Annotated in this window: 31 protein-coding genes, 1 other RNA gene and 3 pseudogenes; 22 read left to right on the top strand and 13 right to left on the bottom strand. The window is 71.5% G+C overall.

The genetic code is table 11. The annotated features are described in order from the left end of the window. The 3 genes from OG767_RS24365 to mctP all read left to right on the top strand — a co-directional run bounded on the left by OG767_RS24365 (position 1) and on the right by mctP (position 3,240). A complete protein-coding gene (locus tag OG767_RS24365; protein WP_405090667.1) occupies positions 1 to 1,212 on the top strand; it encodes a bifunctional RNase H/acid phosphatase in 1,212 nt (403 codons plus the stop codon). A 133-nt stretch (positions 1,213 to 1,345) separates the two neighbouring features. Beyond that, complete coding sequence (locus OG767_RS24360) at positions 1,346 to 1,591, top strand: DUF3311 domain-containing protein (RefSeq protein WP_281936910.1); 246 nt, start codon at positions 1,346 to 1,348, stop codon at positions 1,589 to 1,591. Next, positions 1,591 to 3,240: a monocarboxylate uptake permease MctP gene (mctP, locus tag OG767_RS24355; protein WP_405090666.1), complete on the top strand. Its 1,650-nt coding sequence runs from the start codon at positions 1,591 to 1,593 to the stop codon at positions 3,238 to 3,240. Before OG767_RS24360 ends, mctP begins: the two co-directional genes overlap by 1 nt. 59 nt (positions 3,241 to 3,299) lie before the next feature. Here the strand turns inward: mctP and OG767_RS24350 are convergent, their stop codons facing one another. After that, positions 3,300 to 3,767 (bottom strand): MarR family winged helix-turn-helix transcriptional regulator, encoded by a 468-nt coding sequence (locus OG767_RS24350; protein WP_405090665.1) that lies wholly within the window; start codon positions 3,765 to 3,767, stop codon positions 3,300 to 3,302. Between the two features lie 56 nt (positions 3,768 to 3,823). Here OG767_RS24350 and OG767_RS24345 point away from each other — a divergent pair, with 56 nt between their 5' ends. Then, positions 3,824 to 5,047 carry an MFS transporter gene (locus OG767_RS24345; protein WP_405090664.1) on the top strand — a complete coding sequence of 408 codons (1,224 nt, stop codon included), beginning with the start codon at positions 3,824 to 3,826 and terminating at the stop codon, positions 5,045 to 5,047. A 7-nt stretch (positions 5,048 to 5,054) separates the two neighbouring features. Here OG767_RS24345 and OG767_RS24340 read toward each other — a convergent pair whose 3' ends face one another. Then, positions 5,055 to 5,816, bottom strand: a complete 762-nt coding sequence (locus tag OG767_RS24340) for a sulfite exporter TauE/SafE family protein (protein WP_405090663.1) — start codon at positions 5,814 to 5,816, stop codon at positions 5,055 to 5,057. Between the two features lie 114 nt (positions 5,817 to 5,930). On the opposite strand from OG767_RS24340, the gene OG767_RS24335 reads away from it, so the two are divergent. The 4 genes from OG767_RS24335 to OG767_RS24320 all read left to right on the top strand — a co-directional run bounded on the left by OG767_RS24335 (position 5,931) and on the right by OG767_RS24320 (position 9,163). Next, positions 5,931 to 6,905, top strand: coding sequence for a serine hydrolase domain-containing protein (locus OG767_RS24335; protein WP_405090662.1), 975 nt, complete (start codon positions 5,931 to 5,933; stop codon positions 6,903 to 6,905). Between the two features lie 67 nt (positions 6,906 to 6,972). After that, positions 6,973 to 7,381: RNase P RNA component class A (gene rnpB, locus OG767_RS24330), an RNA gene on the top strand. 160 nt (positions 7,382 to 7,541) lie between these two features. Next, positions 7,542 to 8,417, top strand: coding sequence for a GrpB family protein (locus tag OG767_RS24325; RefSeq protein ID WP_405090661.1), 876 nt, complete (start codon positions 7,542 to 7,544; stop codon positions 8,415 to 8,417). A 353-nt stretch (positions 8,418 to 8,770) separates the two neighbouring features. Then, positions 8,771 to 9,163, top strand: coding sequence for a hypothetical protein (locus OG767_RS24320; RefSeq protein WP_405090660.1), 393 nt, complete (start codon positions 8,771 to 8,773; stop codon positions 9,161 to 9,163). 220 nt (positions 9,164 to 9,383) lie between these two features. Here OG767_RS24320 and OG767_RS24315 read toward each other — a convergent pair. Continuing rightward, positions 9,384 to 9,618, bottom strand: a pseudogene (locus OG767_RS24315) (GntR family transcriptional regulator); the annotation flags it as partial. On the opposite strand from OG767_RS24315, the pseudogene OG767_RS24310 reads away from it, so the two are divergent. From OG767_RS24310 to OG767_RS24300, 3 genes and pseudogenes are all read left to right on the top strand, one after another. Further along, a pseudogene (locus OG767_RS24310) lies at positions 9,557 to 10,021 on the top strand (maleylpyruvate isomerase N-terminal domain-containing protein); the annotation flags it as partial. The pseudogenes OG767_RS24315 and OG767_RS24310 sit on opposite strands and share 62 nt — an antisense overlap. A gap of 62 nt (positions 10,022 to 10,083) precedes the next feature. Further along, complete coding sequence (locus tag OG767_RS24305; protein ID WP_405090659.1) at positions 10,084 to 10,458, top strand: hypothetical protein; 375 nt, start codon at positions 10,084 to 10,086, stop codon at positions 10,456 to 10,458. Between the two features lie 81 nt (positions 10,459 to 10,539). Beyond that, complete coding sequence (locus OG767_RS24300) at positions 10,540 to 10,878, top strand: immunity 51 family protein (RefSeq protein WP_405090658.1); 339 nt, start codon at positions 10,540 to 10,542, stop codon at positions 10,876 to 10,878. Between the two features lie 94 nt (positions 10,879 to 10,972). On the opposite strand, the gene OG767_RS24295 is transcribed toward OG767_RS24300, so the two are convergent. Continuing rightward, positions 10,973 to 11,194 (bottom strand): winged helix-turn-helix domain-containing protein, encoded by a 222-nt coding sequence (locus tag OG767_RS24295; RefSeq protein WP_396775537.1) that lies wholly within the window; start codon positions 11,192 to 11,194, stop codon positions 10,973 to 10,975. 486 nt (positions 11,195 to 11,680) lie between these two features. On the opposite strand from OG767_RS24295, the gene OG767_RS24290 reads away from it, so the two are divergent. Continuing rightward, complete coding sequence (locus OG767_RS24290) at positions 11,681 to 11,938, top strand: hypothetical protein (RefSeq protein WP_405090657.1); 258 nt, start codon at positions 11,681 to 11,683, stop codon at positions 11,936 to 11,938. A gap of 23 nt (positions 11,939 to 11,961) precedes the next feature. Here the strand turns inward: OG767_RS24290 and OG767_RS24285 are convergent, their stop codons facing one another. From OG767_RS24285 to OG767_RS24275, 3 genes and pseudogenes are all read right to left on the bottom strand, one after another. Next, positions 11,962 to 12,315 (bottom strand): hypothetical protein, encoded by a 354-nt coding sequence (locus tag OG767_RS24285; protein ID WP_405094290.1) that lies wholly within the window; start codon positions 12,313 to 12,315, stop codon positions 11,962 to 11,964. Between the two features lie 346 nt (positions 12,316 to 12,661). Beyond that, positions 12,662 to 12,772, bottom strand: a pseudogene (locus OG767_RS24280) (ergot alkaloid biosynthesis protein); the annotation flags it as partial. A 620-nt stretch (positions 12,773 to 13,392) separates the two neighbouring features. Then, positions 13,393 to 13,809 (bottom strand): nuclear transport factor 2 family protein, encoded by a 417-nt coding sequence (locus OG767_RS24275; RefSeq protein ID WP_405090656.1) that lies wholly within the window; start codon positions 13,807 to 13,809, stop codon positions 13,393 to 13,395. A gap of 106 nt (positions 13,810 to 13,915) precedes the next feature. On the opposite strand from OG767_RS24275, the gene OG767_RS24270 reads away from it, so the two are divergent. Both OG767_RS24270 and OG767_RS24265 read left to right on the top strand, forming a co-directional pair. Beyond that, positions 13,916 to 14,464, top strand: a complete 549-nt coding sequence (locus OG767_RS24270) for a TetR/AcrR family transcriptional regulator (RefSeq protein WP_405090655.1) — start codon at positions 13,916 to 13,918, stop codon at positions 14,462 to 14,464. A 120-nt stretch (positions 14,465 to 14,584) separates the two neighbouring features. Continuing rightward, the gene (locus tag OG767_RS24265) at positions 14,585 to 14,923 is read left to right on the top strand and encodes an immunity 51 family protein (protein ID WP_405090654.1); all 339 of its coding nucleotides are present in this window, start codon (positions 14,585 to 14,587) and stop codon (positions 14,921 to 14,923) included. A 114-nt stretch (positions 14,924 to 15,037) separates the two neighbouring features. Here the strand turns inward: OG767_RS24265 and OG767_RS24260 are convergent, their stop codons facing one another. The 3 genes from OG767_RS24260 to OG767_RS24250 all read right to left on the bottom strand — a co-directional run bounded on the left by OG767_RS24260 (position 15,038) and on the right by OG767_RS24250 (position 17,503). Further along, entirely contained in the window at positions 15,038 to 15,391 is a 354-nt protein-coding gene (locus tag OG767_RS24260) for a hypothetical protein (protein WP_405090653.1), read from the bottom strand. 71 nt (positions 15,392 to 15,462) lie between these two features. Continuing rightward, entirely contained in the window at positions 15,463 to 16,020 is a 558-nt protein-coding gene (locus OG767_RS24255; RefSeq protein WP_405090652.1) for a hypothetical protein, read from the bottom strand. Between the two features lie 214 nt (positions 16,021 to 16,234). Continuing rightward, the gene (locus OG767_RS24250) at positions 16,235 to 17,503 is read right to left on the bottom strand and encodes a LysR family transcriptional regulator (RefSeq protein WP_405090651.1); all 1,269 of its coding nucleotides are present in this window, start codon (positions 17,501 to 17,503) and stop codon (positions 16,235 to 16,237) included. Between the two features lie 189 nt (positions 17,504 to 17,692). Between OG767_RS24250 and OG767_RS24245 the strand changes: the two genes are divergently transcribed. Beyond that, complete coding sequence (locus tag OG767_RS24245; protein ID WP_405090650.1) at positions 17,693 to 18,649, top strand: threonine/serine dehydratase; 957 nt, start codon at positions 17,693 to 17,695, stop codon at positions 18,647 to 18,649. 11 nt (positions 18,650 to 18,660) lie between these two features. Here the strand turns inward: OG767_RS24245 and OG767_RS24240 are convergent, their stop codons facing one another. Further along, complete coding sequence (locus OG767_RS24240; protein WP_405090649.1) at positions 18,661 to 19,122, bottom strand: Lrp/AsnC family transcriptional regulator; 462 nt, start codon at positions 19,120 to 19,122, stop codon at positions 18,661 to 18,663. A gap of 96 nt (positions 19,123 to 19,218) precedes the next feature. On the opposite strand from OG767_RS24240, the gene OG767_RS24235 reads away from it, so the two are divergent. Continuing rightward, positions 19,219 to 19,851 carry a LysE family translocator gene (locus OG767_RS24235; RefSeq protein ID WP_405090648.1) on the top strand — a complete coding sequence of 211 codons (633 nt, stop codon included), beginning with the start codon at positions 19,219 to 19,221 and terminating at the stop codon, positions 19,849 to 19,851. Positions 19,852 to 19,930: 79 nt separating this feature from the next. Here the strand turns inward: OG767_RS24235 and OG767_RS24230 are convergent, their stop codons facing one another. Together OG767_RS24230 and OG767_RS24225 are read right to left on the bottom strand one after the other, a co-directional pair. After that, positions 19,931 to 20,407, bottom strand: coding sequence for a roadblock/LC7 domain-containing protein (locus OG767_RS24230; RefSeq protein ID WP_405090647.1), 477 nt, complete (start codon positions 20,405 to 20,407; stop codon positions 19,931 to 19,933). 5 nt (positions 20,408 to 20,412) lie between these two features. Beyond that, positions 20,413 to 20,784, bottom strand: coding sequence for a hypothetical protein (locus tag OG767_RS24225; RefSeq protein ID WP_405090646.1), 372 nt, complete (start codon positions 20,782 to 20,784; stop codon positions 20,413 to 20,415). Between the two features lie 285 nt (positions 20,785 to 21,069). Between OG767_RS24225 and OG767_RS24220 the strand changes: the two genes are divergently transcribed. The 6 genes from OG767_RS24220 to npdG all read left to right on the top strand — a co-directional run bounded on the left by OG767_RS24220 (position 21,070) and on the right by npdG (position 25,780). Beyond that, on the top strand, positions 21,070 to 21,402 hold the full coding sequence (locus OG767_RS24220) for a PadR family transcriptional regulator (protein WP_405090645.1): 333 nt from the start codon (positions 21,070 to 21,072) through the stop codon (positions 21,400 to 21,402). After that, positions 21,396 to 22,364: a hypothetical protein gene (locus tag OG767_RS24215; protein ID WP_405090644.1), complete on the top strand. Its 969-nt coding sequence runs from the start codon at positions 21,396 to 21,398 to the stop codon at positions 22,362 to 22,364. The genes OG767_RS24220 and OG767_RS24215 overlap by 7 nt, the downstream gene beginning before the upstream one ends. 125 nt (positions 22,365 to 22,489) lie before the next feature. Beyond that, the gene (locus tag OG767_RS24210; protein WP_107161651.1) at positions 22,490 to 22,693 is read left to right on the top strand and encodes a hypothetical protein; all 204 of its coding nucleotides are present in this window, start codon (positions 22,490 to 22,492) and stop codon (positions 22,691 to 22,693) included. A 77-nt stretch (positions 22,694 to 22,770) separates the two neighbouring features. Further along, positions 22,771 to 23,454, top strand: a complete 684-nt coding sequence (locus OG767_RS24205; protein WP_405090643.1) for a histone — start codon at positions 22,771 to 22,773, stop codon at positions 23,452 to 23,454. A gap of 85 nt (positions 23,455 to 23,539) precedes the next feature. Continuing rightward, positions 23,540 to 24,976, top strand: a complete 1,437-nt coding sequence (locus tag OG767_RS24200) for an RNB domain-containing ribonuclease (protein ID WP_405090642.1) — start codon at positions 23,540 to 23,542, stop codon at positions 24,974 to 24,976. Between the two features lie 105 nt (positions 24,977 to 25,081). Beyond that, a complete protein-coding gene (npdG, locus tag OG767_RS24195) occupies positions 25,082 to 25,780 on the top strand; it encodes an NADPH-dependent F420 reductase (protein WP_405090641.1) in 699 nt (232 codons plus the stop codon). Positions 25,781 to 25,813: the final 33 nt, after the last annotated feature.

Raw genomic sequence — 25,813 nt, 5'->3', positions numbered from 1 at the left:
GTGGCGGTACGCGCGGTCGTGATCGAGGCCGACGGCGGCTCCCGGGGCAACCCGGGCCCGGCCGGCTACGGCGCGGTGGTCCGGGACCCGGAGACCGGTGAGGTGCTGGCCGAACGCTCGGCGGGGATCGGCACGGCGACGAACAACGTGGCGGAATACCGGGGCCTGATCGCCGGGCTGGAGGCCGCCGCCGAGCTGGGCGCGGCCGAGGTCGAGGCGCGGATGGACTCCAAGCTGGTGGTCGAGCAGATGTGCGGCCGCTGGCAGATCAAGCACCCCGGGCTGCGCCCGCTGGCCGCCCAGGCCGCCGGGCTGGTCGGCCGGTTCACCGCCGTCCGGTTCACCTGGATCCCCCGGGAGCGCAACAAGCACGCCGACGCGCTGGCCAACGCCGCCATGGACGCCGCCGCCGGCCGCGCCCCGACGGCGGCGGCGTCGCGTGCCGCGCAGCCGCCGCGTGAGGTCGCCGGCCCCGACTCGGCGGCCCGGGCCGCCGCCCGCGAGGTGGCCGCCCGCGCCGCCACCGCGAAGGCCACCGGCACCGACCCGGCCACCACGCCGGCCTCCTGGGAACCGCGCCCCACCGAGGAGGGCACCCGGTTGATCCTGGTGCGGCACGGGGAGACCGAACGCACCGTGCAGAAGCAGTACTCCGGTCGCGGCGACGTGCCGCTGACCGCGCGGGGCCGGGCCCAGGCCCGGGCCACCGCCGCCCGGGTGGCCGCGCTGGCGCCGTCCGTCGCGGCCGTGGTCAGCTCACCGCTGTCGAGGTGTACGGCCACCGCCAGGGCGGTCGCCGCGCTGGTCGGCAACCCGCCGGTACGCACCGACGACGACCTGATCGAGTGCGACTTCGGGGTCTGGGAGGGGCGTACGTTCGCCGAGGTGCGGGACGGCTGGGCGGGCGAGTTGGACGCCTGGCTCGCCTCCACCCGGGTCGCGCCGCCGGAGGGGGAGTCGTTCGCCGCGGTGGCGGAACGCACCGGCCGGGCGGTGGACCGGCTGCGGTCGGCGTACCCGGGGGAGACCGTGGTGGTGGTCTCGCACGTCTCGCCGATCAAGCTGGTGCTGCGCGACGCGCTGGCCGCCGGCGACGCGTTCCTGCACCGGCTCTACCTGGACACCGCGGGCGTCTCGGTGCTCGACCTGTACCCGGACGGCGGCGTCGCGGTCCGCTCGGTCAACGACACCGCCCACCTCACCGACCTCTGACCGGGAGTCGGCCGTTCGGCGCAGCCGGGCGGCCGTTCGGCGCATCGACGTCCGCCTGTCGAATGTGACCGGGCTCACCGGGTCGTAGCCTCCGGCCGTCACCTGGCCCGCTACGACTTCCCGGAGGTTGTCAATGGCCACACCGGAACCGGAGGCGCTGGACACGGCGCGTTCCCGGGCGAAGGACAAGAGCCCCTGGAACTGGCTGCTCTTCATCCCGATCGTGGTGCCGCTGATCCCGGCCTTCTTCAACGCCGACTCGCCCCGGCTGTTCGGGTTCCCGCGCTTCTACTGGCTGCAACTGGCCTGGATCCTGCTGGGCGTCGGCACCACCACGCTGGTCTACCAGATGACCAAGAAGAAGCGGGGTGACCACTGATGTGGCGTGACCACCTCACCGAGATCATCGTCTTCTCCGTGCTGTTCCTGCTGGTCAGCGCCATGGGCTTCGTGGCCGCCCGGTGGCGCCGGCCGCAGGACATGGCCCACCTCGACGAGTGGGGGCTGGGCGGGCGCAGCTTCGGCGGCTGGATCACCTGGTTCCTGGTCGGCGGTGACCTCTACACCGCGTACACGTTCGTGGCGGTGCCGGCGCTGATCTTCGGGGCCGGCGCGGCCGGGTTCTTCGCCGTGCCGTACACGATCGTCATCTACCCGATGGTGTTCCTGGTGCTGTGCCGGCTCTGGTCGGTCTCGCACCGGCACGGCTTCGTCACCCCGGCCGACTTCGTCCGCAACCGGTTCGGCTCGCCGATCCTGGCGCTGCTGGTCGCCATCACCGGCATCGTCGCCACCATGCCGTACATCGCGTTGCAGCTCGTGGGCATCGAGGCGGTGCTCAAGACGATGGGCGTCACCGGGGACAGCGCGGTGGCCCGGCACCTGCCGATCATCATCGCGTTCGCGATCCTGGCCGCCTACACCTACCAGTCCGGGCTGCGCGCGCCGGCGCTCATCGCGTTCGTGAAGGACTCGCTGATCTACGTCGTGATCCTGGTGGCGGTGATCTACCTGCCGTACAAGCTGGGCGGCTGGGGCAGCATCTTCGACGCTGCCGACGCGAAGTTCCAGGCGACGGCCAACAACCCGAACGACGGCATCCTGCTCAACGCCAACAACCAGCTCCAGTACGTGACGCTGGCGTTCGGCTCGGCGCTGGCGCTGTTCCTCTACCCGCACAGCATCACTGGCGTGCTGGCCAGCCGGAACCGGGACGTGATCAAGCGGAACATGTCCGCGCTGCCGGCGTACAGCCTGCTGCTCGGGTTGATCGCGCTGCTCGGCTACATGGCCATCGCGGCGAACGTGAAGCCGCTGCCCGGCGCCAAGGCCGGCAGCGTCGACGGGAACACGGTGGTGCCGCTGCTGTTCGACCAGCAGTTCCCGGACTGGTTCGCCGGCGTCGCGTACGCGGCCATCGGCATCGGCGCGCTGGTGCCGGCGGCGATCATGTCGATCGCGGCGGCGAACCTGTTCACCCGCAACATCTACAAGGAATATCTGAAGCGGGACGCGACGCCGGCGCAGGAGGCGAACGTCTCGAAGATCACCTCGCTGGTGGTGAAGGTCGGCGCGGTGGCCTGCATCGTCTTCCTCGACCCGCAGTTCTCCATCGACCTCCAGCTCATCGGCGGCGTGATCATCCTCCAGACGCTGCCGGCGGTGGCGCTGGGCCTCTACACCCGTTGGTTCCACCGGGGCGCGCTGATCGCCGGCTGGGTGGCCGGCATGGGCCTCGGCATGTGGATGCTCTACCAGATCGGCAACCCGGCGACCGGGAAGAAGCACTTCGCCGGCTCGGCGTTCCCGCTCTCCGAGTTCGGCTTCGACACCAAGAAGACGATCTACGTGGGGATCGTGGCGGTGCTGGTGAACCTGGTGGTGGCCGCGCTGGGCACGCTGGTGCTGCGGGCCGCGAAGGTGGCCGACGGCCCGGACGGCACCACGCCGGACGACTACTTCGCCGACGAGGGCACGCCCCGCGTCTCCGCCGAGCGCGCCGACCCCGCCCCCGAACCCGTCGCGTAGAAGGAGGGGCCCCCTGTTAACGCATTCTGCATAACAGGGGGCCCCGCTTAACAAGGGCCTCAGCGGCGACGGTTGCGCGCGTCCAGGGCCTCGTTGAGGCGGTGCAGCAGCTCCGCGAGCGTGTCCCGGTCGTCGTCGGACCAGGCCGACAGCATCTCGCCGTAGAGCCGGGTCCGCGCGGCCCGCACGGCCGCCATCCGCTGGAGCCCGGCCGGCGTCGCGGTGATCACCGTGCCGCGCCCGTCGGCCGGGTCGGGGGTACGCGCGATCAGGCCGTCGCGCTGGAGCGCGGAGACCTGCCGGGTGACCGTGGAGCCGTCCAGGTTCAGCCGGGCGGCGAGCGCCGAGACGTTCTGCGGGCCGGCGTCGTCGAGGTGCCGCAGGATCACGTACGCCGCGCGGTCGAGCAGCCGGTGCTCCATGGTGCCGGTGCCGCGTCGGGTGGCCTCGCCCAGCCGCATCAGCAGGGCGACCTCGGTCTCGATGCGGCCGAGTGTGACTTCCTTCGCGTTGTCGTCGTCGCTCATAGCTGTATGATACAAGGAAATTACCTGTACGATACAGCTATCTGGGAGGTTGCGGAGTGGATCGGCGATCCGAACCCAACCGCAGTGCCATCTACGCCACCACGCTCGTGGCGTTCCTCGCCATCGCCGGCATCGCGGTGGTGGACCCCATCCTGCCCGCCATCGGCGACGCCATCGGCGTCACCGCCTGGCAGGTCGAACTGCTCTTCACCGCGTACATCGCGGTGATGGCCGTCGGCATGATCCCGGCCACGCTGGCCAGCGGGAAGTTCGGCTTCAAACCGGTGCTCATCACCGGTGTCTCGGTGGTCGGCCTGGCCGCCATCGGAGCCTCGTTCAGCAACGACATCGTCCAGCTCTCCGTGCTGCGCGGCGTCTGGGGGCTGGGCAACGCGATGTTCTTCGCCACCGCCATGGTGGTGCTGGTCAACCTCGCCAACGACCGGGAATGGGTGGTCGGCCTCTTCGAGACCGCGCTCGGCCTCGGCTTCGCCGTCGGCCCGCTCATCGGCGGCCTGCTCGGCGAGGTGAGCTGGCGGCTGCCGTTCTTCGTCTGCGGCGTGTTCATGGTGCTCGCGCTCGGCGTCGCCGCCCGCAAGCTCCGCGAACCCACGAACAAGCAGACCCCGGTACGCGTCGGCCAGATCTTCGCCACCTACCGCCGGCCGGCGTTCATCACGCTCTGCGTGGTCACCGCCGCGTACAACTTCGTGTTCTTCGTGGTGCTCGGCTACACGCCGCTGTTCCTGCGCCTCGACGTCATCCCGCTGGGCCTCGCGTTCACCGGCTGGGGTCTCGGCCTGGCCGCCGGCATCCTGCTGATCGGCCACCGGCTCGCCCACCGCATCGGCGCGGTGCAGACCGTCGGCGTGGCCATCCTCGGCCTGCTGGTCTGCATGGTGCTGTTCGCCACCTCCACCGGCACCGCCATGTCGCTCGTCGTGCTGGTCGTCGCCGGCCTGTTCATGGGCCTGGCCAACGCCAACCTGACCGATTTGGCGCTCGGCCTCGGCTCCGCCGACCGGCGCATCGCCACCGGCGCGTTCAACCTGGTCCGCTGGGGTGCCGCCGCGCCCGCGCCGATCATCTCCGGCAAGCTCGCCGAACACGGCCTGGCGCTGCCGTTCTGGGTCGGCTTCGGGGTGCTCGCCGTCGGCGTGCTGGTCTACCTCGCGTTCGGTCACCTGATGGCCGCCGGCTACGGCGAACGGGTGATCTGGAACCGGGCCGCCCGCGCCGCCGAACACGCCCCGGAGGAGCCGGTCGGGGAGGCGTACTGACCGATCGTCAGGTCAGCGCGCGCCACAGCAGGTAGAGGCCGATCGTGGTGCCGAACAGCACGATGACCGTCTTCAACACCACCGCCGGGAGCCGGCGGGCCAGCCGGGCGCCCGCGTACCCCCCGACGACGGTGGCCGGCGCGACCACCGCGACGGCCGCCCACTGCACCGGGCCGAACAACGCGAAGATCACCAGCGTGGTCAGCCCCACCACGGCCGAGAGCAGGTTCTTCACCGCCGTCACCCGGGCCAGCGTGGCGTCCAGCACCAGGGCCAGCCCGGCCACCAGCATCACCCCGAGCGCCGCACCGAAGTAGCCGCCGTACACCGTGCCGACCAGGACCATGGTCTGCACGGTGACGGTACGGCGGCGCGGGCTCAACCGCGACGGATGGCCCACCAGCCGGCGCAGCGGATCCTGGAACGCGAGGATCGCGGTCGCGCCGAGCACCAGGAACGGCACCACCACCTCGAACGCGCGCGCCGGCGTGGCCAGCAGCAGCACACAGCCCAACGCCGTGCCGACCGCCGCGGTGGGCAGCAGCGACCACAACGCCCGACCGCGCGGCAGATCCGCCCGGCTGCCCGCCACGCTCGCCGCGTACCCCGGGAAGACCGCCACCGAGTTCGACACGTTGGCCGCCACCGGCGGCAGCCCGGTCGCGATCAGCGCCGGGAACGTGATCAGCGAGCCGCCACCGGCGACCGCGTTCACCGTGCCCGCGGCCAGACCGGCGACCAGCAGCAGCGCGACGTCGGAGAGGTCCATGATCCCCGAGGCTAGTACGCCCGGGTCCGGCTGTCCGGGTACGAGTCGGGGGGACCACTGTGCGGCCCGGATTCCGGTATAACCAGGCGTGACGGGGGCACGGGGGAGGCATCGATGCGGGACAGACTGGACCGTGCGCTGCGCGCCGGCCAACTCGACGGCCTGCACGCCGTCGTGGCGGTTCGCGGCGACGAGATCGTGTTGGCACACTACGGCGTCGGCGACGATTTCACCTGGGAGCGTTCGCTGGGCGTCGTGGAGTTCGGACCCGGGACGCTGCACGACATCCGTTCGGTCACCAAGAGCGTGACCGCGCTGCTGTACGGCATCGCGCTGGGCGACGGGCTGGTCCCGGCGCCGGGGGAGCCGCTGCTGCCGCACCTCCCGGGCTATCCCGACCTGGCGGCGGATCCCGCGCGTGCCCGGCTCACCGTCGAGCACGCGCTGACCATGTCGCTCGGGCTGGAATGGCGCGAGGATCTTCCGTACGACAGCCCGGCCAACGCCGAGATCGCGATGGAGTTGGCCCCGGACCGGTACCGCTACATCCTGGAACGGCCTGTCGTCGAGCCGCCCGGCACCCGGTGGGCCTACTGCGGCGGCGCCACCGCCCTGTTGGGCCGGCTGATCGCCGACGGCACCGGGCAGTCCCTGCCGGAATACGCGCAGGCGACGCTGTTCGGCCCGCTGGGCATCGACCGCCACGAGTGGCTCGCCGGCCCGGACGGAGTGGCCTCCGCCGCGTCCGGGCTGCGACTCACACCCCGCGACCTGGCCCGGCTGGGCGAGCTGGTGCTGCACGAGGGGGTGTGGGATGGCCGCCCGCTCGTCCCGGCCGACTGGCTCCGCACGATGCTCCAGCCGCGCCTCCAGACCGAATGGGGCGCGCGGTACGGCTACCACTGGTACCTCGACTCCGTCGCGGGCCACGAGCTGGTGGCGGCGATGGGCAACGGCGGTCAGCGCCTCTACGTCCTGCCCGACCTGGACCTCAGCGTGGCCGTCACCGCCGGCAACTACGACGACCCCGAGCAGTGGCGGACCCCGCTCGCGCTGCTGGAGCAGGTCATCCTCGCCGAGGCCGGGTGACGCGCCGCAAGGTGTCGGGGCGGAAATGGGCGCGGCGGGCGCGTCGTTAGGATGGGGGCGCGACGGACGAGTCGACCGGGCGGTCGCGTCGGCGGGCTACAGCCCGCCGCCGAGGAACGTCCGGACTCCACAGGGCAGGGTGGTTGCTAACGGCAACCCGGGGTGACCCGCGGGACAGTGCCACAGAAAACAGACCGCCGGCCCGTCACGGGACGGTAAGGGTGAAACGGTGGGGTAAGAGCCCACCAGCACCCCGGGTGACCGGGGTGGCTCGGTAAACCCCACCCGGAGCAAGGCCAAGAAAGGGCCGTCACCGCAAGATGACGACCCGCGCAGACGCTTGAGGGCTGCCCGCCCGATGTCTGCGGGTAGGCCGCTGGAGCCTGCCGGCGACGGCAGGCCTAGATGGATGGCCGCCGCCGGCGCGCCTACGGGCGTGCCGGGCACAGAATCCGGCGTACAGGTCGACTCGTCCGTCGCCCACCAGCTCAGAGCCGTGATCAAGGCTCTGAGCTGGTTCTATGTCCGGACGTCGATGGTCGTTCATGGTCAACATTGGCCGGCGTTTGACGCCCTGACGACGCCCTGAGCGCCGGCTCAGTTGACCTCATCTCGGGTCGGGCTGGCTGTGCCGCCGTGGAGGTCGACGCTCGTGGCGTCACGCCCGGCACCGCCGCCGCGGAGCGGACCATCCGGTACGCCTCGTTGTTGCTCGACGCGGGGGAGAGCATCAAGGCCCCGGCGTCGTACCTCGGCCACGCCGACCCCGGCTTCACGCTCCGGGTCTACACGCACCTGATGCCGGCCAGCGAGGAGCGCACCCGTCGTGCAATCGATGATCTTTCCAAGAACCCTCGTCCACAGATTGATTCACGACCCAGAACCGGACGGTCTGGGCATCAGCCGGCGGCGCGACTGGACGGACGGCTCTACCGAGCCGCTACGGTGGCCGACGTGACGGACGCTAAGCCTGTAGTCGAGGTGGTGGCCTACGATCCGGCCTGGTCGGAGCGGTTCAGGGTCGAACAACGGCTGTTGTCTGAGGCGCTGCCTACGGTGCTGAGCGTCGAGCACTTCGGGTCTACCAGCATTCCTGGATTAGCGGCCAAGCCCATCATCGACATCATGGCGGTCGTGCCCGAGGCCGATGCGGTCGTCACTGACCTCCGGTCGCTTGAAAGGCTTGGGTACGTCTATCGTCCGATGGCCTTTCCTGAGGACCATGACCACTTGTTCTTCGCGAAGGACACCGCTGGCGTTCGGAGCCACCACCTGCATATCTTCGGCGTCACGTCGCTGGTGCCCGCGGCGAACCGAGTCCTTCGCGCCTACATCGCGGCCACCCCCGACGCTGCCCGTCGCTACGAGGCGGCAAAGAGGCGTGCGGCCGAGCTGCACCCCTACAGCCGGGCCCAGTACGGGGCCGCGAAGGAAGAAATGATGACGTACTTGTCGGCCGAGGCCCGCCTGTGGAGCCAGTCAGCAAGGCGCCCGTCGGAGAAGGGCTGGTAGACCCCTGACGCCCTGGCGACGCCCTGAGAGGGTGTCAGGAGGGTAAAGTGCCTGCTCAGAGTGCGTGTGCCCTTCGCAATCCAGCGTGCAGGTCGACTCGTTCGTCGCCCACCAGTTCAGAGCCGTGATCAAGACTCTGAGCTGGTTCCGTGTTCGGGCATCGATGGTTGTCGTTGGCCAACTTTGGCCGGCGGCGTTTGACGCCCTGACGCCTTGGAGACGCCTGAGCGCCGGCTCAGTTCGGCGACAGGATGGAAATCGCTTCCGGCATACGGACACGGGCCCTACCCTGCTTGCTCGCAGACGATCCGGTCACCGGCCCGCCGCCGCAATCCGACACCGAGGAGTTGCCGATGCCCCACGTGACGCTTTACGCGCTTGAAGAGGAACTGGTCGGGCATGAATCCCACCTCATCGAGGAACTGACCAATGCGGTCGCCTCCGTGTATGGCGCATGGGCTAGAAGTTCGGTGGATGTCAGGCTGATTGGCGTTCCTACCGGTCGATGGGCCCGCGGCGGAGCGGCGGTCGCTGCAGCCGCCCCCTCGGTCACCTTCGGCATGCGGGAGGAAGTGTTCGCGCGAGAGGACGCAGCCAGAGTCATCGCACAACTTGTCTCCGCCTTCACCGAAGCCGTTACTGCCGTGTTCGGCGAGGATTGTCGCGACGAAGTGCTCGTCGAACTGGTCGGCCAGCCCACGTCCCGGTCCGGGCTCGGCGGAAAGGTCATCAGTGTCGGCAGCTAGTGGGATCTCTTCCCTAGTCGGGCTGGCTATGCCGCTGAGGGCCGCCGTTCGATGGTTCCGGAGCGGAGCCGGCGGCTGTGGGGGAAGGCCGGGCACCTCTTGGCGGTGGAGCTGGTGCCGCGACCGGTGATCCGGTGGCAAGCCAGTCCCGGGGTTGGACCGGCGCGGCAGGCGAAGCCCAGTCCATTCGACCAGAGCGGCCCCGCTGGCTTCCGTCACGGCTCTCTCCGGAAAAGCCGGCGAAGTCGATCGTGACGTTCGAGGCCTCGAACGCTCGCTCGATGTGCGGCCGGAGCCCCACCCGGGCGTTCGGTGTTGGCGCGGACAAAGGCGCCGCTGCCCTGACGGGTCACGATCAGCCGCCCGTCTTGCAGCTTCCGCAAGGCGGCCTTGATGGTCTCGCGGGCGATGCTGAACCGTTCGACGAGGGCGTGTTGCGACGGCAACTTCTCACCTCGGCGGTGGCGAAATTCGTTGTCCGGTCTTCGGAGCGTAGTGGTAGAAAACCGCGTGCATAGGACTCTTACGTTCTCTGATCACCTGCGGCTGATCGACGAACGGTCGACCGCCTTCCGCGCTGCGGTAGCTGCGGCACCCGGTCTCGACGTGCAGGTTCCGACCCACCCCGAGCGGACGCTGTTCGATCTCGTGCAACACGTGGGCCTGGCCCGCCGCAAATCGGCTGCCATCGTCGCCGCCGGGCCCGGGAACGCGCCCCCGGCGAAGTCGGCCTGGGACGACGGCTCGGGTGCGCCTCGGGAACGCGAGGCACTGCTGGCCTGGTGGACGGAGTCCATCGAGCAACTGACGAGCGCGCTGCGTGCGGCCGGCCCGGATCGCAGGTGTTGGACGTGGTGGGATGATTCGCCGTCACCGCAGACCTCCGGTGCTTGGGCGCGGCGACAGGTTCCCGAGATCGCGTGTACACCTACGACGTCCAGCTCACCCTGGGTGCCCCGCAGCCGTTGCCGGACGAGGTCGCCCTCGACGGGTTCGACGACTGTCAGTTCACCCTCTGCGCGACCACGGTCGCCTGGCCACACGACCCCGCCGTCGTCGATTACCACGCCACCGAGGGCCACTCCTGGCGCCTTCGGCTCTCCCGCGACGGGGCACAGGTCGTCCGCCTCACGTCCGCTGCCGGGGAGGATCCCACGACGGTCGACGTCTCCGCCCGGGGCACGGCGAGCGACCTCGTCCTGTTCTTCTACGGCCGGATACCGCTGGATTCGCTGGAGTTCGAAGGCGACCGTCGCGTCTTCGATCAGCTCGCCGCCTGGGACCCGTCCGTGTGACAACCGACGACGTGGGGCGGTGCCCGGCGGCTGACTCTTCCGGATCTTGCGCCGATCCCCGACCGGTGCCAGGCTTCGAAGATGACCTTGCTCAGGCTCATCGAGACGACTCCAGGACAGTATTCGCTGCTGCTGGATGCGGGGACCACGCCGGTTGACGCCCTGGTCGAGGAACTCGGTCACGAGCCCAACGGGTACTTCTGGGAAGGCGTCGCGGAGGTTCTCGTCAGCACCGAGGCCCCGACGCTCGAAGGCCGGTTCGCCTACGACCCGGAGGGTGGCATGTTTTGCGCGTACGGCACCGATCGGGCCGCGCTACAAGAGCTGGAAGCGCTGATGAACGCGGTCGCGACCAACGACGAACGCATGCGGCGCCTGGTCACTGACGCCGAAGCGCGCGGGTTCGAGTTCGACGACTGACAAACAGGTCGGCTGCTCTTGGCCCGCTGCCTGGCCCGAGCGCCCCTGAGCCGAGGCAGAAGGACGGACGTCGTTGCCCGTTGCCCCGGTTCGGCTACTTGGCCGGGGGATTGACGTAGACGCCTCGGCCCGGCTGGCCGTACACGAGGTTCCGCGCCTTGAGCTGAATCATGACGAAGCGGATCACCGTCTCGCTGACCTCGTAGATGTCGCACAGTTGGCGGGTGCTGGGCAGCCGGTCGCCGGGCTTCAACACGCCGGACTCGATCTGCCGTGTGATGTCGTCGGCGATCTGTTGATACAGCGGCTCAGCCATCCGATGCCCTCCCCACGCAAGGGAACACGTAAGGCGCCACGGCGGACGACACGGGGTATTGTCAGTACACCCGGTGTACCCAGTAACGTAGGTTGTGAGGTGCTGCCATGGTCCGCTACAACGAATACCTGCTGGCTACCGCTCTAACCCTCGCCCGGCGGCATCGACCGATCTGGTCCTGGGGCAGGTGGCGGCGGATCTGCCGCTGCGGCGCAGAGCTGCCGTGCCGGGCTGAGCACCGGATCCCGATCAATCGTGGGCACTGGCCGGAGGAAGGTCGGTGACCACTCACGGGCCGGTTCTGCCGACCTGGATCTGCGAAGCCTGCGGCAGGCCCTGGCCCTGTGCCACCCGCCGACGCGAGTTGCAGACCGAGTACTGCCGAGCCCCGGCGTCGCTGAGGCTTCACATGGCCTCGTGCTACCTGAGCGCGAGTCAGGATCTGGCCCCAGCTGCCCCCAGCAGTCTCCGCCACAGGTTCTTCGGGTGGCTGGGGTGAGGGCAGGAGATCTGATCACGGTGACTCGGGCGGCCAGCCCGCAGTTCGTCAGCCCGATCCTGTTCCGAGTGATCCGTCAACTCGACTGGACGACCTACGACGGCTGGGTGTGGCTTGACGGATACCAGCTCAGTGCCACGGGCGACGCGGTGGCGCGACGATCGATCTTCGTGCGGCCTGCCGGACTGGTCGTGCAACGAAGGGTCGCCCCGGCAGCCATGACGGTCGGGCAGCAGAGACGCTGACCTCCGTTTCTCCGCCTCGACGGCTACCGGAACTCGTGCACGACCTCGATCGGACCCACGATGTGCGCGTTGAACTCGGCAAGCTCCTCAGCGGGCACCCACAGCTCCAGGATGGTCTGCCCGCCGGCTTGTCGCACCGGGTAGCGCTTCAGGAACTCCGACTCCACGTGGAAGCGGGTCACGTAGCCGACGCCGGAGGCGGGCACGTTCCAGTCCCGGGCGATCCTGACCGCGTAGTCCTCGTTCAGGACCGGGTAGAAGATCGGCTGGTCCGGCAGGCGCGGCGGCCATGCCCGCCATCCGGACTCGCGGACGAGGTCCAGCTCCGCCGGCCCGGTCGGGCGCCACAGCACCGTCGTACCGTCACCGCTGCCCATGTCCACCTCGCCGTCCGCGTTGCTGATCAGCCCGGACGGTACCGGCCCGGCCTTCCCGGGGACCACCGCATCCTGCGGTGGAGCCGATGCTGCTACCCGGCACCCGGTGGCTAGCCGATCGGTTTGGCCGCCCCGGCAGGCGGAAGCCCCAACCTGGGCGGCCGGGCCACTGCCAGGGCCCGACCGCCGCCAGTTCCACGCTGATCTGGCTGTACCAGCGCAGCCGGCACATTGCCGCCCGTCATGCGGCTCCGGCCGGGAGTTCGCCGGGTAGCCGCTCGCGGCAGAAGTCCCGGAAGGAGCGGGGCCGGCGTCCGGTCACGTCCGCGACGGTGGTGGTGGTCCGATCCTCCGCGCCGGCCGCGACCGCCGTGTCCAGGCCCGCGAGGAAGCGGGCGAAGTCGGGCGGGAGGCCGTGCAACTCGTGGTACGCCGCGAGCGCGTCCTCGTCGACGGCACGGTGCCGGACCGGGCGTCCGCCGATGTCGGTGAGGATCGCGGCGATGTCGGCGTAACTCAACCGTTCGGGCCCGGTGACGATGTGCTCGGTGTCGTGCGACGTCGGGTCGGTGAGCGCGCGGACGGCCACCTCGGCGATGTCGGCCGGATCGACGAACGCGACCCGGGCGTCGCCGGTGGCGCTGACGATCTCGCCACGCTCCCGGACGCTCACCGCGTGCGGATGGTCGCCCACGAAGTTCTCCATGAACCAGGACGGTCGCAGCACCGCCCACTGGGGAAACAGTCTGCCGAGCCTGGCCTGCACCTCGCCCAACCCCGGGTCGTCGGCCTCGATCGCCGAGGAGCTGAGCAGGACGGCCCGCCGTACGCCGGCCCTTCGGGCCAGGTCCAGGAAGGGCAGCATGACGGGTGCCGGGTTGGCGTCGCCGACGGGTGGGATCAGGTACAAGCCGGTCGCGCCGTCCAGCGCGGCGGCGTGGGTGCTGGGGTCGTACCAGTCGAAACGAACGTCTCCGGCGGATGCCCGGCGGCTGGCGGCGCGGACCGGGTGGGCGGTGGCGGTGAGTCTCTCGGTGACGAGGCGGCCGGTCGTTCCGGTGCCGCCGATGACGAGGATCATGATTGCACCAGCCCGCCGTTGAGCAGTTCCTGCGCGGCCTGCGGATTCCAGTAGTCGCGGTAGTGCACGAGGTGTCCGTCGCGGCCGGTCAGGACGGCGATGTATCGCAGCTGGTACGGCTTGCCGGTGGCCACGACGACGCCTGCGGCGGTGAACTCGGTGACGACCACCGCCGGGTCTACGGTCTCGTGCACGGTGACGTCGGTGATCTCCCGAATGTCCAGGACGTTCGGATAGCCGATGAGGTAGTCGTGCAGTGCGGCCCGGCCGGCCAGCCGGTTGGGCTGCCCGGCCGGCGCGAACGGGAACTCCATCACGCCGTCGCCGGCGAACAGCGCGATGAAGCCCGCCATGTCCTTGGCGAGCAGGAGGTCGATGGCGTGGTGGAACAGTTGGACGGTGGTTCTCGGCACAGGCGTCCCTTCTACGTCGGTGACCGTCCGCCACGGATTACGATAAGCGGACGGTCGGTCCGTTTAGAGCTTAGCGGACCGTCGGTCCGTTTGTTGGGGAGGGCATGTGCGAGCCGACGCGGTACGCAACCGGGAGGCGGTGCTGGCTGCGGCGGATCGGCTGTTCGCGGCCGCGACCGACCCTGAGCGGATCTCCATGGACGACGTGGCCGCCGCCGCCGGAGTGGGCAAGGGCACGCTGTTCCGGCACTTCGGCGACCGGGAGGGCCTCGTCCGTGCCCTGCACGGCATCCGCGGCGACCGCCTCCGGACGACACTCGCGGCGGATCGGCCGGACGGCCCACCGGCGGAACGGGTCCTGCACCTGCTCCGCGAACTGGTGCGGTTCAAGCGGGACAACCGGGTGCTGACGCTGGCTCTGGAGAACGCGGGCAACGGCAGCCCCTACCGTGCCGAGTCGTACGAGGAGTGGCACACCCTGCTGGCCGGTCTCGTCTCCGAGGCGCGGGGCCCGGAGGCGGCGGACTACCTGGCCCACGCCCTGCTGGCGGCCGTCCGCAGCGACCTCGTGGAGCATCTGAGCGACTGGTCCGACGAGCGCTGGGACGCCGGGCTGACCGCACTGACCCGGTCCGTACTGCGCGATGTGAGGTGACCGTCGGCTCGGTGTCCCCGGTGCCACGCCTCGGCCGCGCTGTGGCCGGAGAACCGGAACTGCGGCATGACAACGAGTTCGGATCTTGCGCCGGCCACCGACCGGTGCCAGGCTTCGAAGATGACCTTGCTCAGGCTGATCGAGACGACTCCAGGGCGGTTTTCGCTGCTGCTCGATGCGGGGACCACGCCGGTTGACGCCTTGGTCGAGGAACTCGGTCACGAGCCCAACGGGTACTTCTGGGAAGGCGTCGCGGAGGTTCTCGTCAGCACCGAGGCTCCGACGCTTCGAGGCCGGTTCGCCTACGACCCGGAGGGCGGCATGTTCTGCGCTTACGGCACCGATCGACAGGCACTGCAAGAGTTGGAAGCCCTGCTGAATCTGGTCGCGTCCGACGGTGACCGCATGCGTCGGCTGATGGCGGACGCCGAGGCGAGCGGGTTCGAGTTCGACGACTGACAGTCAATCCGGCCGGTGACGCGGCGCATAGGACGCCGGAGGAGCCACCCGCCATCAGCTGCCCACTCGGGGACGGGCCCGGCCGGCCGGCCGGGCCCGTCCCTGTCGCACCGGTCAGTACGGGTAGATGGTGAACCTGTTCAGGTAGGCGCAGTTGGGATCGTTGGCCAGGACCTGGGACACGTACCAGCCGTCCGGCACGTTGCTCGCCGCGCACATGCTCATGCCGGGGTAGATCTCGTTCGTGATCTGCCAACGGTTCAGGTAGCCGCAGCTCGGGTCGTTGGAGCGGCCCAGGGTCGCGACCCACCCGGCGGGAATCGAGCCGACCGCGCAGATGGAGGTCGTCGCGGCCTGGGCCGGGCTGCCGATCGCCAGGGACGCGCCCACTCCGGCCACCGTGACGGTCAGCGCCACCGCGCCGTTCCGGGCCGTCGTCGCCCACGTTCTGAAGGGTCTTCTGTCCATTGTCTGCTGCCTTTCTCGCGTGCGGGATGCGAGCTGTGCGGAATGGAATTACGCCGAAGGTCGAACCGGGATCAGAGTCGTCGGATGACGTACCGGTTGAGGTATGCGCAGTTCGGGTCGTTGGCCAACACCTGCGTGACCACCCAGCCGCCGGGGACGTCCGACGCCGCGCACATGGAGATGCCGTCGTACAGGCTGGAGGTGATCTGGTAGCGGTTGAGGTTCGCGCAGTTCGGGTCGTTGGACCGGGCGCCGGTGGCGATCCAGCCGCCGGGAATGCCGGTCGCCGCGCAGACGGAGATGCCGTCGTAGAGGCCGGCCCTGATCTGGAAACGGTTGCTGTATCCGCAGGTGGCGTCATTGGCGGCACCGCCGGTGGCGTACCAGCCCCCGGGGATTCCCCACAGGCTGCAGACGGGGATGCCCTCGTAGAGGTCGTTGGTGATGGCCAGCCGGTGGTAGCCGGCGCACTGGTTGATCCCGACGCCGGTGACCACGTAGCCGGCCGGCACACCGGCGTTGGCGCAGACGACAGTCGAGTCGGCGCGGGCGGGTTCGGTGTTGCCGGCGACGGTGCCGACGACGGTCAGGCCGAGCACGGCCAGGGCGGCGAGTCCGTGCCGCAGCATTGCTCCCATCCGGCGGGGAACGCGTTTCCGCATACGTCTTACCTCCAGTTCGTGGGCCACTTCGGAGCGTGGATAATTGCTCGCCGTCACATAGACGACGAACGCTTGATGAGATCGGACGTTAGCAACCAGAGGTGAATCGCGCGAAGCGCGGATCCGGCTTTCCCGCTCCGGAAAAGCCATTCCGCCAATGCTAAGACAATTTAGCCTGCGGCTATGTGTTGTTGGAGATCGACGGCGTCCCGGCGGTCAGTTGCGCATCACGCGCCGCCTGCGCCCGGTAGAGGTGGTGCAGCAACAGGAAGCCCCGTACGGTCGGCTCCGGCCGGCCCTCGGCGGACCGCTCCAGCAGCGCATCGCCCACCTGGCGCTCCAGCCGGTGGAGGCGTCGCTGCACGGTGCTCGGCGAGCAGCCCAGCCGGGAGGCGGCCTGCGGGGCGGAGCCGGTGCGCAGCACCTCGAAGGCGGCCTGGAGGTCGTTCCAGTCGATGACGTCGCGAGCCGGGTCGGGGTCGCCGGCCTCGTCGACGCCGATCGTCCCGGCGCTGATCACCTCGGCGTGGTGCGTGTCCAACCAGGACCGAAACGCCGGCACGGACCACGCGCGGGAGAGATACCAGCCGATGAGGACGCCGCAGAACCGGTCGGCGAGTGCGGCGGGAAGCCGCTCGGGATTCCAGGCCACCACCAGGTCCAGGCTGGGCAGGCCGATCACCGGGCGGACCACCACCTCGTCGTCGGTGCGGGCGACCGGCACGCAGAGCGTCACCGCGTGCCCGCCCGCCACCAGATCCCGGATGCTGCGGGTGCGGTCGGTCCGGTACGCGATCCGCGGGCGGAAGCCGTGGCCCCGGCACGCCTCGACCAGGAGTTGCTCGACCGCCGGATCGTTGCTGGTCAGCCAGGGCTCGTGCCGGAGCTCGGCGAGCGTCAGCACCGGGTTCGCGGCGAGCGGATGCCGGGTGCTCATCGCCAGCCGCAGCGGATCGCGGACGGCCACGTGCCGCCGTACCGACGCGGCGACCGGCGCGTGGTGCAGCGTGTGCACCCCGAGGAAGATGTCGAGGGCGCCCTGCGCCAGTTCGACCATCGCGAGTTCCGGCCGGAGTTCGGCCCCGTGCCACCGGCTCGCCGGCCACCGTTGCGAGAACCACCGCACCAGCTCGCCGAGCGAGGTCACATAGGTGGCGAAGGCGCACTCGGATGGGCCGGCGACCGGGGGAGCGGTGGCGGCGCGCAGCGGGCCCGCCATGCGTCGCGCGGCGTCGGCCAGCGCCCGACCGGCGGTGGTGACCTGCACCCCGCTGCCGGTGCGGTCGAACAGGTCGGTGCCGGCGAGTTGTTCGGCGGCGTTCACCCGTCGGCTCAGCGCCGGCTGCGAGACCCGCAGCAGCTCGGCGGCCCGGGTCATGCTGGGCGTCGTGCTCACCACGCCGATGGTGTGCAGCATCCCCCACGGCAGCGCGGACCCGGGTTCGGTCATCGTGCTCACCGTTCCGTCGGGTGGACGGCGAGCGCGACCGCCCCGCACCGCGCCACGGCACCACCGGCCACCGGCAACGACATGCGCGCAGCCTAGGCGACCGACTGACCGACCGGTGCGGGGAGGCCGCCTCGGTCGGCCGGCGGTCCCTCGCGGTCCTGGACCGAGGGGTTGTGGCACGCTGCGGTGATGATCGCGCTCGCGGACATCGAGGCCGCCGCGGACCGGATCGCCGGTCACGTGGTCCACACGCCCACCGTGCCCAGCCCCGGCCTGTCCGAGCTGCTCGGCGTGCCGGTCACCGCCAAGCTGGAGCTCCTGCAACGTACCGGGTCGTTCAAGGCCCGGGGCGCGGCGGCGAAGCTGCTCGCGCTCGACGACGCCGAGCGGGCGGCCGGCGTGGTGGCGGTCAGTGGCGGCAACCACGGCATCGCGGTGGCGGTGATGGCCGGGACGCTGGGCGTGGCGGCGACCGTGGTGATGCCGCGGACCGCGCCGGCGCGGGCCGTCGAGGTCTCGCGCGCGGCCGGCGCGGACGTCCGCCTGACCGACGACATGGCCGCCGCGTTCGCGCTCATGTCCCGGTTGCGGGAGGACGGTCGCACGCTGCTGCACCCGTTCGACGACCCGGTGGTGCTCGCCGGGCAGGGCACCGTCGGGCTGGAGTTCGCCGACGACGCCGGTGAGCTGACCGATGTGCTGGTCAGCGTCGGCGGCGGGGCGCTGATCTCCGGGGTGGCCGCGGCGCTGCGGGCCCGCCGGCCGGGGGTACGCGTCTGGGGCGTGGAGACCGAAGGCGCGCAGGCCATGTCGCAGGCCCTCGCCAAGGGCGGGCCGGTCGAGGTGTCGCTGTCGTCGATCGTCACCACGCTCAGCGCGCCGACCGTCTCGCAGCTCACCTACGACCACGTGACGGCGCTGGTCACCGACGTGCTCGTGGTCTCCGACGCGGAGGCGGTGCGCGGCACGGTGGAGTTGGCGGAGCACGCGAAGGTCTGGGCCGAGCCGGCCGCCGGATGTCTGCTGCCGGCGGCCCGTCGGGTCCGCGACCGGGTGGGTGCGGACGCCCGGCTGGGCCTGGTGGTCTGTGGCGGCAACACCACAGTCGCGGACGTGACCGCCTGGACCGCGCGCTTCGGCGGCTGACTGCCCGCGCGCTATTCGAGGTCGGTGGGGTAGGGGCGGTCGAGCACGAAGCTCTTCATCACGAGCGTGGAGTTCAGCCGCTGGACGCCGGGGAGCGCCGACAACACGTCGTCCTCCAGTCGCGCGTACGCGTCCAGGTCGGCCGTCCGCACACGGAGCAGGTAGTCCGGGTCACCGAACAGGCGCTGGGCCAGCAGGACGTTCGGGACGGCTGCCACGCCCTCCTCGAAGGCGAGCAGCGTGGCCCGGTCCTCCTGCTTCATGGTGACGAACACCAGGGCCTCGAAGCCCAACCCCAGTTTCTTCGGGTCCACCACCGCCCGGTAGCCCACGATCGCCCCGGACGCTTCCAGGTCACGCACCCGCCGATGCGTCGGAGACACCGTCAACCCGATCCGTGCCGCCAGGTCGGTCAGGCTCAACCGCCCGTCCTGCTGCAACTCGGCAAGGATCTTCCGATCAGACGCATCCATCGTCGAGATTCTTCCACAACCTGCGATCGGGGCGGCAAAAGACGGAAACACATTCTGTCGAATGGTCGATAGGTTTCCTCGCAGGAGGGAGGAGCCGTGGAACCCGCTGCCGTGCTCGCGTTCGCCGCCATCGCGTTCACCCTCGTCGTCGTCCCCGGTCCCGACTGGGCGTTCGTGCTCGCGGCCGGCACGCACGACCGCGTCGTGGCGCCCGCCGTGGGTGGCCTCATGGCCGGCTACGCGCTCATCACGCTCCTGGTCGCGGCCGGTGTCGGTCCGCTCGTCGCGGGCCTGCCCCTCGCCCTGAGCGGGCTCACCGTGGCCGGGGCCGCTTACCTGATCCACCTCGGCGTCCGGACCCTGCGCGGCACCGGGCGGGTCGGTGACGTCGACGCGTACGCCGTGACCGCCTCCTCCCCGGCCCGCTACTTCATCCGGGGGGTCGGCGTGAGCGCCCTGAACCCCAAGGGCCTCCTGATCTTCCTGTCGGTCCTGCCGCAGTTCACCCGGAGCGCCGGCGGATGGCCGCCGCCGGCGCAGCTCGCCACCCTCGGCGGCGTCTTCGTGCTCATCGTCGCGCTCTTCTACCTCCCGCTCGGTTACGCCGCCGATCGCATCCTCGGGGTGCGGCCCCGCGTCGCCCGGATCACCACGTACGTCGCCGGCACGGCGATGGTGCTCGTCGGAGTGGCGCTGCTCGTCGAGCGGCTCGTGGAGGCGGCCCGGTAGAACCGCGGGACGTTCCCCGCCGGTGAGACGACGACCCGGTCGCGCCGGGCCACGGGGCGGGCGCGACCGGGTCGGTCGGTCAGGGCGTGGCCGGGGTGACGCCGTCGAGCAGGTCGGCGAGCCGGGCCGCGGTGTCCGGGGCGTGCAGGTGCAGACGCGCCACGTTGATGCTGTCCGTGCCGACCACGGCGAGCAACGCCTGCCGGCTGACCGCGTACACGCTGAGGTAGCCGTTCTCGTTGCGCACGGTGGACTGCTGGAAGTCGCCCTGGCCCAGCCGGAAGCCGACCTGCCGGCCCAGCCCGAACATGGTCGCCGCGAGCGCCGCCAGGTCGTCCGGGTTGGCCTCGTTCTGCAGGTTGTGCGTGATCAGCAGGCCGTCGACGCCGCCGAGGACGCAGCCGTGCACACCGGGGATCTGTAGCCGCAGGGCGGACAGTTCCCGGCTGATGGCCGGGTACGGCAGCGTCGGGTTGCCCGCCAGCGACGGCGGCAACCTCCGCGCCGGTGGCAGCGTGCCGGCCGCGGCCGGCGTACGGCGGGGGAGATCGTCCACCCGGCTCACAGTTCCAGGCTCTCCTCGATCGTGCGCAGCTGGTGCCGGGCCATCGCCAGGTTGGCCCGGCTCTTGCTCACCATGAGGTACAGGAACAGGCCCTTGCCGGTGCGGTTGCTCAGCGGCCGGATGAGGTGGTACTGGCTGCCGAGCGTGATGAGGATGTCCTCGATCTCCTCGTCGAGCTTCAACATCTCGATGGTGCGCAGCTTGGCGCGGACCACGTCGGTGTTGCCGGCGGCGGCGACCGTCAGGTCGATCTCACCGGTGCCGCCGGCCACGCCGAGTGTCATGCCGCTGGTGTAGTCGACGAGCGCGGCTCCGATCGCGCCGTCGATGCTCATCGCGTTCTTCAACGCGACGTCGAGGTTGCCCACGGTGTGTTCTCCCCAGGGTGTTGGCCGGGTGGGCCGGTCTCCGCTCGGGGTGTCGTGCGGGCTGACAGCCGGCGCCTCCCGTGAATATGCTTCGTCGAAGGCTTCCACAAGGAGGTCCGGCCTGCACCCGAGTGGCCGGTGATCCACCTGTCCGGTCCGCCCCGGCCGGCCCCTGGTCCCGTATATGGGACTCGCCGGCCGATGGTCGATCGTGGACCCACCTGCTAAGCGCCGTCGAGCCGGCGGGTGACACCACCCTATGTAGTAAACCGATACAGTACGGCGGTGCGACTGACCATTCCCGTGGTGAAGGTGCTCTCGGCGTTGCTCACCGCACCCGACGAGCCGCGCTACGGCCTCGACCTGATGCGCCTCACCGGCCTGCCCAGCGGCACGCTCTACCCGGTGCTGCACCGACTCCGGGCGGCCGGCTGGCTCGCCGCCGACTGGGAGGACGTCGACCCGGTCGCGGCCGGCCGGCCCGCCCGCCGCTACTACCGTCTCACCGGCGACGGGATCCGCGCGGCCCGGCTGGCCCTGGCCGAGCTGCGCGCGCCGGCACCCGGGCCCCGTCCGCGCTCCGGCGGCGTCGGGCCGGCCGGAGCCCCGGCGTGGTGACCCGGCGGCTGGCCGCGCTCCTGCTGCGCGCGGCGGTACGCCGGTGGCCGGCGGCATCCCGCGCCGAGCTGCGCCGGGAGTGGGCCGCCGAGCTGCACGAGCTGGCCCGGTCGGGACGGCGGTGGGCGATGCTCCGCTTCGCCGCCAGCCTGGCGACCAGCCGGGCGGCCACGTCGCCCGTCGACCGGGCCGTGCCGCGCGGGCGCCTGTGGCGTACCGCCGGGGTGTTGCTGCTCGCGCCGCCGGCCGGCCTCGCCGCGCTCGTGCTCGCCGCGACCACGATGAACCTGACCTACGAGTGGCTGGTGTTCCGGCTGAGCTGGGCCACCGCGGCACAGCTCCCGGTCTGGGCCGGCGGCACCGCGCTGCTGGGCGCGCTGCTCGCGGTCGCCGTCGTCCGGTGCGCGCGGCGGACCGTACGCGTGCCGGCGCTGCCCACCGCGCTCGGCGTGGTGCTGCCGATCGCCGCGACGGCGGCGGTGGTGCTCGGCCTGTTCGCCGGCCGGGGCGAGCGCGGCGTGGCCGCGATGGTGCCCGGCGTGCTGCTCTGGCTGGCGCTGCTGGTGCCGGCGGTCTGGGCCGCCGGGGCGTTGGCCCGGCGGGGACGGACGCGGACGGCCTGGCTGGTCGGGGTCCTGGGCGCGCTGGTCGCGGCCGACGCGGCGGTGGCCCTCACGGTGGTCGCCGCGATCCCGGCGACCGCACCCGCCGTCGCCGACCTGCCGCCGGACGCGGTGGACCGGGTGTCCGCGCCGCTCTGGCTGTTCACCTGCTGGACCGACTCGTCGCTCGGGCTGCCCCGTCCGACGGCGTGGGAACGGTTCCTCATCACCGACCGGGTGGTGGTCGAGCCCATGTTCTACCTGGCCTGCACGCCCTACGCGGTGGCGTACGCGGTCGCGGCGGCCCGGCCGCCCCGGGCTTCGGCACCCGGTCCGGAGCCCGTCGCGGCACCCGTCTGACGCCCGGCGGAGGTCTTCCGCCGTTCCCCCTCGGAACGGGTCCGATCAGGTCTAATGTGGAGAAGGCGACGACTATTTGTGGCGTTCCGGTGGCGGCCGGGCGGTTCCCGGTGCACAGTGATCGCATGAGCGACGACGGAAGTGGTGGGCACTACTACTGGTGCACGCGACACCACCGGGTCGAGACCGATGCCGACGTGTGCCCCGCGAAGCACGTTCTCGGACCGTACGCCTCAGCCGCCGACGCGGAGAACGCCCTGCAACAGGTGCGGGAGCGCAACGACGCGTGGGACGCCGAGGACGCCCGTTGGGCCGGGGAGGGCCGATAGACGGCGCGGGACGGACCGCGTCGAGGTTATCCGTGCTCCGCGAGGGCGAGAGCACGTCCCCAGGAAAGGGAACCGAGATGGCCGTAGCACAGCAGGCCACCACCCGCCCGGCCGCGAAACGGACGACCGCGAAGAGGACCACCGCGGGCAGGACGACGACGGTCACCAAGGCGTCGCCGAACGCCTCGGGCGCCGGCGCCGGACGGACCCCGGCCAGGAAGGCGGTCGCGAAGAAGGCGGCGGCCAAGAAGGTCGTGTCGGCGGCGCGCAAGGCGCCGGCCACCAGGACCACCGCCAAGAGCGCGCCCGCCAGGAAGGCCACCGCGAAGAAGACGGCGGCGAAGAAGGCCCCCGCGAAGAAGACCACGACGGCAGCGGCGAAGAGGACCACCGCCGCGAAGAAGGCGCCGGCCAGGAAGACCACCACCGCGGCGGCCAAGAAGACCACCGCGGCGAAGAAGACCACGGCGGCGAAGAAGACGACCGGAGCCCGGAAGGTCACCGCGGCGGCCAAGAAGACCACCGCCAGCAAGACCACGGCCGCGAAGAAGACGGCGGCGAAGAAGACCACCGCCTCCACCCGGCCGACGGCCCGGAAGGCGGCGGCCAAGAAGGCGCCCGCGCGCAAGACCACCACCGCGCGTAAGACCACCACCGCCGCGAAGAAGACCACGGCGGCCAAGAAGGCGCCGGCCCGCAAGACCACCACCGCGCGCACGACCACGGCCCGGAAGGCGCCGGCCCGCCGGGCGTCCGCCTGACGGCTGCCGCCGGCGGGGCGGGGCCGCCTGCCGACCACGCCGGGTCGGTGAGCGGAACGGGCGGAGCGCTGTCAGGATTGACCGCGTGGTGATCCGACGCGTACTGGCGCCCCGCATCGACTTCGGCGCGCTGCGCCGCGAGCTGGGACTGCCCGACAGCTTCCCGCCCGCGGCGCAGCGCGAGGCCGACGACGCCGCAGCCGCGCCGCTGCCGGCCGTCGCCGACCGGACCGACGTCCCGTTCGTCACCGTCGACCCGGCGACCTCGCGCGACCTCGACCAGGCCATGCACCTCGCCCGCCGCGCCGGCGGCGGCTACCGCGTCCGGTACGCGATAGCCGACGTCCTCACCCACGTCCGCCCCGGCGGTGAGCTGGAGGCGGAGACCTGGCGTCGCGGCCAGACCGTCTACCTGCCGGACGGCAACGTGCCGTTGCACCCGCACACGCTCAGCGAGGGCGCGGCCAGCCTGCTGCCCGACGTCGACCGGGCCGCCGTGCTCTGGACCATCGACCTCGACGCCGACGGCGGCACCGTCGCGGTCACGCTCGAACGGGCCCGGGTCCGCAGCCGCGCCAAACTCGACTACGGCGGCGTGCAGCGCGACGCCGACGCCGGCCGGCTGCCCGAGCCGATCGCGCTGCTGCCCGAGATCGGCGCGCTGCTCACCGAGCGCGGGCTGCGCCGTGGCGCGATCAACCTGCCGCTGCCCGAGCAGGACGTCGAGCCCGACGGCGACGGGTGGCGGCTGGTGCTGCGCGGCCCCGGCCCGATGGAGGAGCACAACGCCCAGATCTCGCTGCTGACCGGCATGGCCGCCGCCGACATCATGCTCGCCGGCCGGATCGGGCTGCTGCGGACCATGCCCCGCCCCCGGACGGAGGCGGTCAACCGGCTGCGGCTGGCCGCCGGCCCGCTCGGCGTGCCCTGGCCGGACGGCACGTCGGTCGGTCGGGTGCTCGCCGGGCTGGACGCGTCGCAGCCCCGGGCCGCCGCGTTCGTCGACCAGGCCGCCGAGCTGATGCGCGGGGCCGCGTACACCGCCTTCGACGGCGCGGTGCCCGAGCAGCCGGAGCACGGCGGGGTGGCCGCCGCGTACGCGCACGTCACGGCGCCGCTGCGCCGGCTCGCCGACCGGTACGCCACCGAGGTCTGCCTCGCCCTGCACGACGGCCGGGAGGTGCCCGCGCACGTCCGTGCCGCGCTGCCGAAGCTGCCGGAGGTGATGGCGGCGACCGACCGGACGGCCGGCGCGGCCACCCGCGGCGCGATCGAGCTGGCCGAGGCGGTGCTGCTGGCGCCCCGGGTGGGGGAGACGTTCGAGGCGGCGGTGCTGGACGTGGACGAGCCGCGACCGGCGGGCAACGGCCGGCCCGGCCGAACGCCGGGCGGCACGGTCGCGTTGGACGAGCCGCCGGTACGGGCCCGCTGCACCGGGGAACTGCCGCTCGGTGAGCGCGTCCGGGTCCGGCTGACCGTCGCCGACCCGGCCGAGCGGAAGGTCGCCTTCGAGCGCGCCTGACCGGGGTCGCCCGCGCGTCCGCCCGACCGGTGTCGCCCTCGCGCGCGGGCATTGTCACAGCGTCTCGGCGCGCGGTGCGCCGCCGCTCTTTGCGAGGATGGCCGCATGGCTTACGACGCGACCACGCTGCCCGACATCTCCGGGCTCACCGTCGGCATCATCGGGGGCACCGGTGACCAGGGCCGAGGGCTCGCCTACCGGTTCGCGCGGGCCGGGCAGACCGTGCTGATCGGTTCCCGCACGGCCGACCGGGCCGCCGAGGCCGCGGCCGAGATCGCCGCGCTGCCCGGCGTGCCGGGCGACGCCACGGTCACCGGCGCCGGCAACGACGAGGTCGCCCGGCGCAGCGACGTGGTGATCGTCGCGGTGCCGTGGGACGGGCACGCCGCCACCCTGACCGCGCTCGCCGAGCCGCTGGCCGGCAAGATCGTGGTGGACTGCGTCAACCCGCTCGGCTTCGACAAGCAGGGCCCGTACGCGCTCACCGTGGCCGAGGGCAGCGCCGTGCAGCAGGCCGCCGCGCTGCTGCCCGCCTCCCGGGTCTGCGCCGCGTTCAACCACGTCAGCGCGCCGTTGCTGGCCGACCCGGAGGTCGACCGGATCGACCTCGACGTGCTGATCTGCACCGAGGACCGGGACCTGGTCGGCGTGGTCGCCGCGTTGGCCGCCCGGATCCCCGGCATGCGCGGCATCTACGCCGGCCGCCTGCGCAACGCCCACCAGATCGAGGCGTTCACCGCGAACCTGATCGCGATCAACAAGCGCTACAAGGCGCACGCCGGCATCCGGGTCACCGATCTCTGAGCGTGCCTGTCAAGAAGGGGCCCCTGCTCTACG

Origin of the sequence: Micromonospora sp. NBC_01392, from assembly GCF_045040125.1 — a bacterium.
Classification (GTDB): Bacteria; Actinomycetota; Actinomycetes; order Mycobacteriales; family Micromonosporaceae; genus Micromonospora.
This window is presented reverse-complemented; position numbering and strand designations above follow the sequence as displayed.